This is a genomic window from Halomicrococcus pelagicus, from assembly GCF_051917725.1.
Taxonomy (GTDB): Archaea; Halobacteriota; Halobacteria; order Halobacteriales; family Haladaptataceae; genus Halomicrococcus.
The window spans coordinates 361916-373917 of sequence record NZ_JBQBLX010000004.1; the positions used below are offsets into that span (position 1 = coordinate 361916).

The window sequence follows — 12002 nt, forward strand, 5'->3', positions numbered from 1 at the left end:
CAGATATTTGGATGGAGACTGAATAGTGTGTATGAGCCTGTACGAGGCCTCGTTCCGGGTGAAACACGAGTGTCCTTACCGGGAGATTTCGGAACGGCACCCGGACCTCACGATACGCGAGTGGTATTTGAGCGACTGCCAGGTGCTCGAAATCACCTCCTCGGAAACGCCGACGGACGACCTGCTCGAAGAGATCGACGACCTGGGAACGATTCTCCACCGGTCGGTCGACGATTCTGGTCTGCACGTCGTCACACAGTCCTGCCTCTGTCCGGTCGAGGGCTCTATCATCGACCGATTCGAGGAGTACAACTGCCTGTACCAACCACCGACGATTCACCGCCAGGGCTGGGAGCACTACACGGTGATCGCGTTCGACGAAGCCGACGTTCGGGCACTGATTCGGAATCTGGAGTCCGACCGAGACATCGACGTGCTCTCCAAGACCGCCATCACGGAACAACGGATTCCACACAGTATGTTAGCTCCGGTCGATCAGCTATTCGAGGAGATTACCGAGCGACAGCTGGCAGCACTACGGTTGGCCCTCGAGAGCGGGTACTACGAGCAGCCCCGGAAGACGTCGCTACGCGAACTGGCCGATCGGACGGCCGTGGCCCGTTCGACGTACGAAGAACACCTCCGGAAGGCGGAGAACAAACTCCTCACGAACGCGGGAGAGTTCCTGCGGTTGGTGACCGCGACCTCCTCGGGAGACCCTCTGCAGGTCGATCAGTCGGAAACGCCCGAACAGAGCGCCGACTGAACGCCACGTGTACTCGAAACGGTCGCGAAGTTAGCCGACGGTAAGCGCTTTACCGCCGTCTTCGACGACGCGAAGACGAATACGTCGACCACGAAGAGGTGTATCGGCGAGGGAGAGAAGCCGGACTGTACGATCGAGAATTTGCCGGCAAGCTGGCCGATCGCTGGCGGAACAACCGGTCAGACACGTACTACCGGGAGGGCATCGCGACGGAAAAGCGAGCAGCGGCGATGCTACGACTCGCGGAGGAGATCCACCGGCACGTCCTTTAACTTGCCGGGAAGAGCCACGAGTGCATCTGCAACGACGTGTAATTCCACTATCCTCTCCCGCGAAGCGAGCCAGCAGTCGTCCGGGACCCCTAGCTCGGCCCGGGGAACTCCTCGAAGCCGTCGATGGAGATATGCACGCCGTCGCTCCGGTCCGGCTTCAGGACGTACTCCGTCGGGTACCGGCCTTCTGTGAAAAACGTCTCGGGCGTCGTCACGTCCACAGACATCTCCTCGTCGAGGCTGGCGAAGAACTCGGTCGTGACCATCGGCTCGACGAAGTGAATCCGCCCCTCCCCATCACCCTCGAAGACGGGCACCTCTCGCGTCTCGCCCCCCAGTTCCAGCTCTTCGACGCCGCTCGGGTTCTCCGGGTCGATACTCGAATCGTACGCCCCGTAGACGTACGTGTGGGTGAACTCGCCGTCGTTGAACTCCGGGGCCGTCCCGTCGAGCAGATGTTCGCCCATCTCGGGCTCGATGAGACGCGAATCTTCGAACACGAATCCGGACGGGTGCTGTTTGTCGGGAACGTCGTAGGCGGCCACGCCCAGTGGAATCCCTTCCACGGCGTCTTCCGCCATCATGTAGAAGTGGAAGTCGAAGTGAGGGACGGTGTAGATATCAGGTGGCGGGTGTCCCACCGGGTTGAAGTGGAAGCCCACGAACGTGAACTGAAGCGTGTCTACCGCATCCGGGAACGAAAGGTGGGCTGCAACGCTGTCGTGCGGTTTCGATTCGTCCACGTCGACCGACGCGAGCGCGTCGTCGTCGACGTGAACACCCAACGACGAGAGTTCCTCTGCCGAGTTCGTCGTCGCGTACGCCGTTACGGTCCCGTCCCCAACGTCGACTGATTCACCCTCGTGAACCTCATGGTCTTCTTGCTTCACGCTCGCGCCGACGGTGCCAGTCGCGAGCACCCCACTCGCCAGCACAGCCCCCGTCTTCAAGACGGTTCGTCGGTCGATGTGTCTCGCTCGATACGTTCGTGCACGTCTGGTTGGCATAGTACCCCGTTCCCCAGGAGCGGACTACGTGCATCGTCGTCGTAAAACGCTAGTATAGTTTCTCAATTTTATGTGTGGATACAGAGATTACTATCGATTTCGAAACCAGCGATATCGGGCGACTCGAACTGCAACCGACCGTTAGAAGTCAAGGGTGTATCAGGACGACGGACCCCGACTTTCGGGCAGCGAAGGACGAGGCACTGGCGGAGCGTCCCGCTCGAAGTACGGACGTGGGTGGTCGGAGACGAAGAGAGCCGCAGGTCAGAGGTCGTCCTGGTACGCTACCGGGTCCCGCGTCTCGCAGTGCGGGCAGCGGTTCCGATAGCGCTCCAGGTTCGTCCCGCAGTACCGGCACGTGTAGTCGCCCGGCGGCGCGTCCCCGTCGCTCCGGCCGTCGAAGACGCCGGCGCGCAGCGCCAGCGCGCCGCCGACTGCAACCACACCGACGGCGACTCCGAAAACGACCGGCAGGCCGACGGTGCCGACGACCGGCAGCACCAGCGCGTCCGGCGTCTGCAGCAAGCGGCCGCCACCGCCGCCAAGGAAGCGCCCGCCGGTCGACAGCAGGACGAACAGTAACAGGAGCCGGAACAGGCGACCCCGGCCCGGACCTCGGTTCCCCCTCGGATTCATACAGGTTCTCGGGGTCGAGCGGAGATAAGGCTTCGGCGTGACCCGAAACGGTTCGCCGGCACAGCCTCGACGGCGACGTCGCCGGGCCACGTCGACCGCCGAGACTCGCTGTCGGTCGTCCACCGTTCCCGGCGCCGTCTCGGTTTCCGGGCGGGAAACGCCGGCGTCGATTCCGACGGCCCCCGGGTCAGGTGAGTTCCGGGAAGAAGCGACCGTGGAAGTCGAACGGGATAGCGTGGGGGAGTCGCGCTCGCGCCAGTTCCGACAGCGACTCGCCGTCGAGGACGACGAGGTCGGACCGCTCGGCGTCGTCGTCGAGCGCGACGACGAGCACGACGCCGTCGTCCTCGCGCGTTCCCGCGGGTCGCGGGACGAAGATGGGTTCGCTGTAGTGGTCGTCCGGGTCGCCGAACGTCGCGGCGTCGCCCGTCTCGGCGTCGATTTTCACCACCGACCCCGGCCACTCGGTCACCGGGAGGTCGGTACCCTGGGCGTACACGTAGCGGTGCTCGCGACACCAGCGCGCCGGCGAGACGGTCGGCAGCGCCGTGCCGCGGTACAGCTCCGTGCGGTCGACGGCGGGCGAAGCGAGGTCGACGCGGAACCGTTCGAGGCGACCGCCGAGCGCGTCGAGGTCGCCCGACCGCAGTCCGTCGAGGTAGAGGCTGTCGATGGCCGACGGGTCCGGCACCGTTTCGAGGTCGAGCACGAGTTCGTCGCCGTCCTCGTAGGCGTTGGCGTGATGGAACCCGAAGAACGGCTCGGTCCGCGGTTCGGCGACGAGGTCGCCGCTCGCCCGGTCGAGGACGAGAAACCGGGTGCCGCGCTCGGGTTTCCACTCGAAGTTGTCGACGAACGGACCCTGCTTGCCGGGCCTGAGGAACGCCATGGGGTCGACGACGAACGGGAACTCGGTGAGCACGACGTAGTTCGGCGTCAGCGCGAAACTGTGCATGTACGCCGGTTCCTCGACGGAGACGGAACCGACGTGGTCGCGCTCGGTCGGGGTCGACATCGCGTAGACGTGGTACTGGCTCGTCGGGCCGAACGCGACCTCGAAGTTCACCATCTGGTCGGTCGCCGGGTCGCGGTTCATGTGCGCGCAGGCGAGGCGACCGCTCGGTTCCGGTCCGTCGTACCGGACGTGGCCGCGGGTTTCCAGCGTCTCGGGGTCGAACGCCACCCAGCGCGGCGTCTCCGTCAGCGCGAGATACCGCTCGCCGACGCGCTCGGCGATGACGTTGGCGTTGTCGTAGGGGTCGTCGAGGACGAACGACTTCAGGCGCTGGCGCAGCGTCGTCTCTCCTGTCGCGAATCCGCCGTCGAACTCGCCGGCCCGCGCCGCCGCGTACGCTTCCGTCCGCAGGAAGCGGTTCCGGTAGGTGACGCCGTCGTCGAACGTGTACCGGTGGAGCATCGCCAGGCCGTCGAACCAGTGGTCGACCGACCGTCCCCCGAGTTCGAACGCGCCGGGGCCGTTGCGGACGAGGCTTCCCGAGAGCCAGTCGGGCACCGTCCCGTCGACCGACAGTTCGTGCGCGACCTCGTCCGTGATCGAGTGGAATCCGAGGGCGTGCTGGCGGGCCATCCGTCCCTACCAGGGTCGCTACTCCCCTAAGAGTTCGGGCGTCGGCGCGTCGAGGACGTCGAGCGGGCAGCGCTACACGCTCGACAGCAGGCGCCGAATAGGATTCGAAGCGTCGGCGGGAATACCAGCCCTTTTGCATCGTTGGTGTCTCGTTTTCGTATGTCCTTTTCCTCCGTTCCTCTGGCAGCCCAGGGCTTGGCATCGACTCCGGTTACGGTCGATATGCTCGTCGTTTTCGTCATCATTCTCCTCGCTCTCGTCTTGTTCGCGACCGAATGGTTCCCCATCGACGTTACCGCCATCCTGTTGATGGTTTTGTTGATGGTTCTCGAACCGTGGACACAGATTTCTCCACGGGAGGGAATCTCGGGGTTCGCTAATCCGGCCACCATCACCGTGCTGGCCATGCTCATTCTGAGCACCGGAATCAACCGAACCGGCATCGTCCAACTGATCGGCCGGAAGATGGCCGCGTTCGCCGGGACCGACCGGCGCAAGCAACTCGCCGCGACGATCAGCGTCACCGGGCCCGTCTCCGGATTCGTCAACAACACGCCGGTCGTCGCCATTCTGGTTCCGGTCATCGCCGACCTCGCACACGAGGGCAAGACCTCCCCGTCGAAGCTGCTCATGCCGCTGTCGTTCGCTTCGATGCTCGGGGGGACGCTGACGCTCATCGGGACGTCGACGAACATCCTCGCGAGCGACATCGCGGCCCAGCTCGGGGCGGAGTCTCCCGGCCTCGGACTGCACGCGTTCGGGATGTTCGAATTTACCAAACTCGGGGCCATCGTCTTCGCGGTCGGCGCCATCTATCTCATGACGATTGGCGTTCGACTGCTTCCCAAACGGATTCCAGCCGACGAGGACCTCGTCGAGGAGTACGCGCTACAGGAGTATCTCGCAGACGTCGTCGTCCCCGCGAACTCGCCGTTGATCGGGCAGACCGTCGGGGAGGCCCTCGGAGACGACGACCTCGACATCGACGTGTTACAGCTAGTTCGCTACGGCGAGCAGTTCGACGAGCCCCTCGATCGCAAGGAGATTCACGAGAACGACACGCTCCGGCTCAGGACGAACCGGGAGACGCTCGAACACATTATGGACGCGGAAGGGCTCACGCTGGCGGGAGGACCCCAAAGCGAAGACGACCTCCATCCGGACGAAGAGGAACCAGTCCTCGTCGAGGTCGTCATTCCATCGGGATCGTTCCTCGTCGGCGAAACCCTCACGAGTTCGACGTTCCGACAGCGCTACGACGCGAACGTCCTCGCCTTTCGAACCCGTGGCGACGTCGTGCGTGACCGGTTCGAAGACATCCGTATTCGAGTCGGTGACACGCTCCTCGTGCAGGCGCCCCCCGATAGCCTCTCTCGACTCGTCCAGAACGAGGACTTCATCGTCGCCCACGAGTTCGACGAGGTGACCTATCGGACCGAGAAGATTCCGTTCGCGGTCGGCATCATCGCCGGGGTCGTCGCGCTCCCAGCGCTGAACGTCCTCCCCATCGTCGTCTCGGCGTTAGCAGGAGTGGTGGCGATGGTCTTCACCGGCGTCCTCGAGCCGAACGAACTCTATTCGTCCGTCGAGTGGAACGTGATCTTCCTCCTCGCAGGCGTCATCCCGCTCGGAATCGCCCTCCAGCAGACGGGGGCTGCTGCGCTTCTCGGGGACGCCGTCGCCTCGACGGAAACCGTCCTGCCAGCGATTGGCGTCCTGTGGGTGTTCTATCTCGCGACCGGCCTGTTGACGAGCGTCATCAGCAACAATGCGAGCGTCGTGTTGATGATCCCGGTCGCCGCCAGTACTGCACAGTCGATCGGTGCGAACGCGTTCGCGTTCGTACTGGCCGTGACGTTCGCGGCTTCGACGGCGTTCATGACGCCGGTGGGCTACCAGACGAATCTCTTCGTCTACGGGCCCGGTGGCTACACGTTCTCGGACTTCCTCCGCGTCGGCGCGCCGTTGCAGTTCCTGCTATCGATCGTCACCGTCCTCGGAATCGCGTTCTTCTGGGGCGTCCGTGCGTGATTCGAGCCGTTCGGCGCGACGTCAGCGCACCACGTCCACCGACCGTCGGCATGACCCAACGTTGATTGACGTGGCCGTCGTCATAGAAGCATGGCCGAGTTCCCAGACGAAAGACAGCTCGTCGTACGGGCGCGATCTCAGCTGGACCAATGGACGAGAAGTGCCCGGATAGAGGCGTACGCCGAACTGTTCGAAGGCGACGATTCGATCCTCTCCCCCGAAGAGGTGCAACTCCTCGACGCGCTCGACTCCGAACTGGAGCGACGGGGCGGCGATGGCGTCTGGGGAACCGATCAATACGGAATCCACACCGCGGGACCCTCGAGTTCCGACACCTCGCTCGGAGTCGTCTGCGTCTATCACCCACAGATCACCAGTGACTCCGTCCTTCGTGGGAGAGACAGTCTCGACGACGAGACCGAAGAGCGACTCAATGCAGCACTCTGGCGATACAGCGAGCGCGTCGCGACACTCCTCGAAGAGGAGCTCGACGAGTTCGTCCGTCAAACCCAGAGCTGAGCCCCGGCTGGAGCTACCGTACCGCCCATCTCAGTCGGGATTGTACGTGACGGTTCGCCCCCAGCTACTTATCTTCCCCCAGAGGCCCGAACGCATGCATTCGAGTTCGACGATCTGGGAGTTGTCGACGAACAGGTTCACGTTCGGACCGAAGTTCTTGATGTACCACTCGAACATTTCGGGGCCCGGGGCTTCGAACACCAGGTTCTCGATTCCCAGCTCGTTGGCGATCTGGTAGGCGACGTCCGTACGCCATTCCTTGACCTCTTCGGTGATGCCCTCGGCCTCGACCATCAGCAGATCGGCACCGGCCTCGAGGTGGCGCTTGCCCTCCTCGATGGCCTGCTCGGGGCTCTGTTGCCCACCCCGCTCCAACTCCTCCGGGTCGGAGGCACCGCCAGCGCCGAACTGGACGTTGATCTCGGGTTTGGGTTTTACGTCGTACTCCTGTACCATCTCGGTGAGTGCCACCATGTCGTCGGTGCCGGTGGCGAGGAATCCGCTGGAGATCTCGACGATGTCGAAACCGAGGTCCTCTGCTTCCTCGATGTAGTCTTCGACCTTGTCGTGGTCGCGCACGAGGACGTTCTCGATGAAGCCACCGGTCGACACCCTGACGTCGTGCTCGTGGCAGACGTCGATGAGTTCGCGGACGGCGTCCTCCGGCATCAGTGCGAACGACCCACCGCTGAATTTGTAGATGTCGACGTACCAGCCCATCGTTTCCAGGATGTCCCGTAACTCGCGGGGCCCCATCGGGTCGTAGTACGGCCCCCGAATCTCGGTGATTCCCGTCTCTCGGGGTTTGTCCGGTCGGTCGTTGTGGTGCAGGAAGTCGAAAGCTCGGTTTTCCATTGACATGGGAGTCATTAGCACGACGGGTGATTACTTAGTGACTTGGGCTCAGTGCGACGGTGCGTTTCGTCCAGAATGGCCCCGACGGTCGCGTGAGACACCGCGTAGATGTCGACGTTCTCGCCAATCGCGTCGAGGACGTCCTGCAACTCCCGCGCCCCGCCGGGTCGTAGTACGGTCCCCGCATCTCGGTGATACCTTTCTCGCGCGGCTTCGATTCGCGTTCGTCGACGTGCAGGACGTCGAATGCTCCGTCGCTCACGGAAACCCCGGACGAGGTACGACGAACTGCTACGAAGGTCTTGGCGCGGGCGACGATACGACGCGACCTGCGCGAACTCGAATCGGAGAACGAGGTAGAGCGGTCCCACGACGGGCGTTTCCCGTCACGACGGTCGGCCAGGAGCGTAAGTACGGCCGCAAGGAAGTGCGGAACCTGACGGCGAAACGGACGATTGCGACGCGGGCGGCGGGAGCGAGGACGCCCGCGAACGCCGCGGCGGGGACCGGGAGAAGAGCATCCTCGTCCGACTGAAGAAGTTCCTGAGCGGGTAGCTCCCGACTCGCTTTCCGACGCTCGTCCTCGCCGCCGCCCGTCGCTACCCGTGTTCGCCGTGACGAGCAGCAGTGCCCGCGGCGCGCGCAGTTCGCGCACGGTTCTATCGGACTGTGGCTGGTCTCCGTCTCGACCCTCGTTCGTGATTCCGGCGCTGGCCTGGCGCGGCTCGAACCCGGCGTTTACCTCCGTTATTGATAGTTTGAACGCGGTCGGTACGGAGCTACAGTTTCGACGGGGGAGGAGCTAACGACCAGTTCGACGATACGTCCTCCGACCACTGGAGAGTCAGTGCGGCCATCTTCATCGACGAAAATCGGCGCAGTCGGCCCCCGTCCTTCCCCTCCCCGCGACGTTCCGTCCGATCACTACGTACGTTCGACAGTTGAACAGCGACTCTCGAAGGCGTACGTTCGCACTACGCTCCGCGATGCTGTCTTCGAAAGAACACGAGCGCCGTACCGGGCAGCGAGTGGTCCGTCAGCGACCGGGCGACGGTTCGCTCGCCGAACCGGGCGATTCGCCGTCGCGGTCGACCGCGTCCCGCGGCGAGGACGGGAAGACGCGTCCGACGTCGACGGGTCCACAGCCCCCGCCGTAACGGTGGAGGTGCCACGAGAGGTCGGACGCCCCGTCGTCGGAGGAACAGTCGAACGGTCCCGCGGTCGACGGGGCGGCGAACTGGGTGCCGACCACGAGACCGGCGAGGAGAGCGACGAGAAGCGCCAGCAGGCGGTATCGACTCACGGACGAACACCGTCCCGGCGCCACGGCGGTGACGCGAACGGGGGGACCCGTTTCGAGCAGTCGCGACGCTCGACGGGGGAACGGTCCCCTGCGGCGTCGAGCCCCACCCTCCCCGGAGGGGCCCGTGACGCTCCGTGGGCGTGCGTGGTTACAGTATCCACGGCGGTTCACCGACGCGGTCGACCGGCTGGAACCAGCTCGGCCGGCAGTCCTTCCCGCCCCGCTCGACGCACTCGTCGTGAGGCGCGGACTGCACCGGTTCGGCGTTCACCACCGCCGAGTCGTCGGAAACGGCGTCGGTCGGAGTTCCCGCACCGACACCGGTCAGGCCGACGAGGACGCCGCCGAGCAGTACGACGGTCAGCAGGGCGACGACCCCGCTCGTCTCTCTCATCGCTCCACCTCGGGCGTGCGTCGGCGACCGCTCGCGTCGGCGCTCCCCACGGGAAACCGGTGGGAAGCGTGTGCGCTATCGGTGACTGTCATTGGTTTCTCCCGCCGGAGCGTCGACGCTACGATACTTTGTTATTTTCCGGCAGCGCCGCTGAAACCAGCGTTACGTCCGTCTCATCTGCGGATAACTCTCCGGGAAGGATAATGTGTCCGTCGCTACAGTTCGACGAAGAACCCGATGATTTCGAACCTCGGTTGCCGTATTCTGGCCGCCTGTGGGGCTTAACGCTGGCTGGTGATGATGAACGACCGGAAACTATGGCAGAATCACGCACAGTTTCCCTACCGCATCTGAGATGCGGAGGCCGGCCAGAACCGGAGGTTTGAGGGCGGAGAAGGGGAGTACGCGTGAAGTTTTCGTCACCCGGGAGTAATCACGATATCGCACTGCCCGTCGCGAGTTAATTTTCCCTAATTTCTAAACGGGATAAAACGCGGCTGAATCGAACGGTTGAACAGAAACAACGGTCTGACGGCTTAATGTGGGAATCTGTCGTCAGCACCTTCTGGGTGGTCCGGGCGAGACAGTTCCGACCTGCACGTGTCGCGGTCCACGCACGTGTGGCTGTCATCGCCGAACAGTACCGCCCAGTGAGACCTATGAACGTGAAAAAGACACTTACGATGCTGGTAGCGCTGACCGTCGTTAGTACGATGTTCGCCGGCGGTGCGCTGGCCCACACTCACGACAACGACAAGACCAACCAGGCCCAGTGGGCGAGCAACGACGCGCGCGACATAACTCAGGACAACTACGCGGACGTCGACCAGCGCCAGAACGTGCGCCAGGCTAACTACAACAGCCAGAAGGCTGCTGCCGTGAACTACCGTAGCGGTTTCGGCGACGACACTGCGTCGGTCACGCAGGTGAGTTCGCAGTCGAACTCCAACGCGCAGATCGCTGAAGTCGAGCAAGAGAACACTGGTCAGGAGATCGACCAGGAGCAGGAGTCCGAGTCGTAAATTAGCCGACTTCCCGACCGAGTTTCATTTTTCGAGCAGTAGTTCGCCCGGGCAGCGACAGGTACGCCCGTAGCGTCCCGGGAACGGGGACGAGACTCACTCCAGCAGCGCCACGAGGTCCGACACGTCGCGTTCTTCGAGTTGCAGCACCGTCTCGACGATCTCCTCGCGGTGGTCCTCGTCGTAACGCTCGCTCGCCATCTTATCGAACTTCGCCTCGACCTGCTCCCACGACATCGAGGCGTTGGGGTGGCCCTGGAACTCGTCCTTCTCGACGGTGTACGCGGTCCCGTCGGCCAGTTCGACGGTGACGACCGCGGGCATCTCGCCGTTCTCGAAGCGCTCGGTGAGCGCGGGGTCCTCCTCCACCTCCACGGTGCGAAGCAGTTCCTGCACGTCGTCGCGCCGGATGCGCTCTGGGTCGTACTGGGCGTTCGTCATCTCGCGGTCGACGAGCGCGGCGGCGAGCATGTAGGGCAGCGAGTGGTCGGCCTGCGCCTTCGTCTCGACCTCGTAGCGCGACCCCTCGCCGCCGCCGATGATGAGTTTCGCGCCGGCGAACGTGTCGAGGTGAACGTTCTCGACCTCGCCGGGGTCTATCTCCTCGCGCTCCGCGAGTTCGATGATGCCCTCGACGGCGGACTGGGCGTACGTCTCCGCGACGTACCGCTTTGTCATCACGTCATGGACGCGCTCGCCCGGCGAGAGGTCGACCTCGAAGTCGGTGCCCGCAACCACCTGGTTCCAGCCCTTCCCGCCCTCGAAGAGGTTCGTGGGGCCCTCCATCCCGTTTCTCGCCAGCAGCGCCGAGTAGACGGCGTTGCGCGCCGCGTTCGCCGACGCGATGCCCTTCCACTCCGAGATGCCCTCGGTGCGGGTGACCCGGAGCGCGTTGTGCGCAGTGCCGGCGATGCCGACCGCGGAGCGGGTCGCCTCGCGGTCCAGGTCCAGCAGTTTGGCCGCGCCGGTAGCAGCGGAAATCACGGTGTGGGTCACGTGGTCGAACCCCCTGTCGCGCACCGGCGCGTTCCAGGCGAGTTCGCCCTGGACCTCGTAGGCGACCGCCAGGCCGGCCAGCAGTTCCGCGCCCGAGCGGTCGGCGTACTCGCCGCACGCGACCGCGGCGGCGACGTTGTCGCTCGGGTGCGGCGTCTCCCCGGGAGCGAGAAACGAGTCCATGTAGTCGAGATAGCGCACCTGCGCGGTGTTCAGCATCGTCGCGTCCGGCGGCGACGCGGTTCCGCCGCCCCAGAGCCGGCAGTCGCCGTCGGCGTTCAGCTCCTCGACGGTCGTCCGGACCTGCTCGACCGGTTCCGCGCCCATCGCGCCGACCGCGATGCCCACCGAGTCGAGAACGCGCTTTTTCAGTTCGTCGACGGTCTCCTCCGAGAGGTCGTCGAAGTCGGTCCCCCTGACGAAGTCTGCCAGTTCGGCGGTCGTCGTCATGCAGACCGTCTGCGACGGGGACGAGCAAAAGTGTGCGTCTGCGGTTCGGGCGCTGGCGGCGTTGATTTCGCCCCCGACGCGGCTGAGTCTCGCGCCGGTCGGAGGGCGCGGCAGGTGTCGCAGTGTTACCTAATTCGAACCCGAACCGGTTTACGCGTTCGCC

12 protein-coding genes and 1 pseudogene are annotated in these 12002 nt (G+C 64.3%); 6 read left to right on the plus strand and 7 right to left on the minus strand.

The window, feature by feature from the left end; all coding sequences use genetic code 11:
• The first annotated feature begins 31 nt into the window (after positions 1–31).
• A complete protein-coding gene (locus ACTF4R_RS13440; RefSeq protein ID WP_440008395.1) occupies positions 32–766 on the plus strand; it encodes a helix-turn-helix domain-containing protein in 735 nt (244 codons plus the stop codon).
• Between the two features lie 74 nt (positions 767–840).
• Positions 841–1038 (plus strand): annotated as a pseudogene (locus ACTF4R_RS21190) (DUF8154 family protein); the annotation flags it as partial.
• Between the two features lie 89 nt (positions 1039–1127).
• Here the strand turns inward: ACTF4R_RS21190 and ACTF4R_RS13445 are convergent.
• The 3 genes from ACTF4R_RS13445 to ACTF4R_RS13455 all read right to left on the minus strand — a co-directional run bounded on the left by ACTF4R_RS13445 (position 1128) and on the right by ACTF4R_RS13455 (position 4269).
• Positions 1128–1988, minus strand: a complete 861-nt coding sequence (locus ACTF4R_RS13445; protein WP_440008396.1) for a hypothetical protein — start codon at positions 1986–1988, stop codon at positions 1128–1130.
• A gap of 321 nt (positions 1989–2309) precedes the next feature.
• The gene (locus ACTF4R_RS13450) at positions 2310–2681 is read right to left on the minus strand and encodes a hypothetical protein (RefSeq protein WP_440008397.1); all 372 of its coding nucleotides are present in this window, start codon (positions 2679–2681) and stop codon (positions 2310–2312) included.
• Positions 2682–2868: 187 nt separating this feature from the next.
• Entirely contained in the window at positions 2869–4269 is a 1401-nt protein-coding gene (locus ACTF4R_RS13455; RefSeq protein WP_440008398.1) for a carotenoid oxygenase family protein, read from the minus strand.
• Positions 4270–4491: 222 nt separating this feature from the next.
• Between ACTF4R_RS13455 and ACTF4R_RS13460 the strand changes: the two genes are divergently transcribed.
• Both ACTF4R_RS13460 and ACTF4R_RS13465 read left to right on the plus strand, forming a co-directional pair.
• Complete coding sequence (locus ACTF4R_RS13460; protein ID WP_440008399.1) at positions 4492–6300, plus strand: SLC13 family permease; 1809 nt, start codon at positions 4492–4494, stop codon at positions 6298–6300.
• Between the two features lie 90 nt (positions 6301–6390).
• Positions 6391–6819: a DUF7539 family protein gene (locus ACTF4R_RS13465; RefSeq protein ID WP_440008400.1), complete on the plus strand. Its 429-nt coding sequence runs from the start codon at positions 6391–6393 to the stop codon at positions 6817–6819.
• Positions 6820–6849: 30 nt separating this feature from the next.
• Here the strand turns inward: ACTF4R_RS13465 and ACTF4R_RS13470 are convergent, their stop codons facing one another.
• A complete protein-coding gene (locus ACTF4R_RS13470; RefSeq protein ID WP_440008401.1) occupies positions 6850–7674 on the minus strand; it encodes a phosphosulfolactate synthase in 825 nt (274 codons plus the stop codon).
• Positions 7675–7865: 191 nt separating this feature from the next.
• Between ACTF4R_RS13470 and ACTF4R_RS13475 the strand changes: the two genes are divergently transcribed.
• Positions 7866–8114 (plus strand): DeoR family transcriptional regulator, encoded by a 249-nt coding sequence (locus tag ACTF4R_RS13475; protein WP_440008402.1) that lies wholly within the window; start codon positions 7866–7868, stop codon positions 8112–8114.
• A gap of 596 nt (positions 8115–8710) precedes the next feature.
• Here the strand turns inward: ACTF4R_RS13475 and ACTF4R_RS13480 are convergent.
• Together ACTF4R_RS13480 and ACTF4R_RS13485 are read right to left on the minus strand one after the other, a co-directional pair.
• On the minus strand, positions 8711–8977 hold the full coding sequence (locus tag ACTF4R_RS13480; protein WP_440008403.1) for a hypothetical protein: 267 nt from the start codon (positions 8975–8977) through the stop codon (positions 8711–8713).
• A gap of 148 nt (positions 8978–9125) precedes the next feature.
• A complete protein-coding gene (locus ACTF4R_RS13485; protein WP_440008404.1) occupies positions 9126–9371 on the minus strand; it encodes a hypothetical protein in 246 nt (81 codons plus the stop codon).
• Positions 9372–10036: 665 nt separating this feature from the next.
• Between ACTF4R_RS13485 and ACTF4R_RS13490 the strand changes: the two genes are divergently transcribed.
• Positions 10037–10393 (plus strand): toxin transporter, encoded by a 357-nt coding sequence (locus ACTF4R_RS13490; protein WP_440008405.1) that lies wholly within the window; start codon positions 10037–10039, stop codon positions 10391–10393.
• A gap of 96 nt (positions 10394–10489) precedes the next feature.
• Here ACTF4R_RS13490 and ACTF4R_RS13495 read toward each other — a convergent pair whose 3' ends face one another.
• Positions 10490–11839 carry an MmgE/PrpD family protein gene (locus ACTF4R_RS13495; protein WP_440008406.1) on the minus strand — a complete coding sequence of 450 codons (1350 nt, stop codon included), beginning with the start codon at positions 11837–11839 and terminating at the stop codon, positions 10490–10492.
• Positions 11840–12002: the final 163 nt, after the last annotated feature.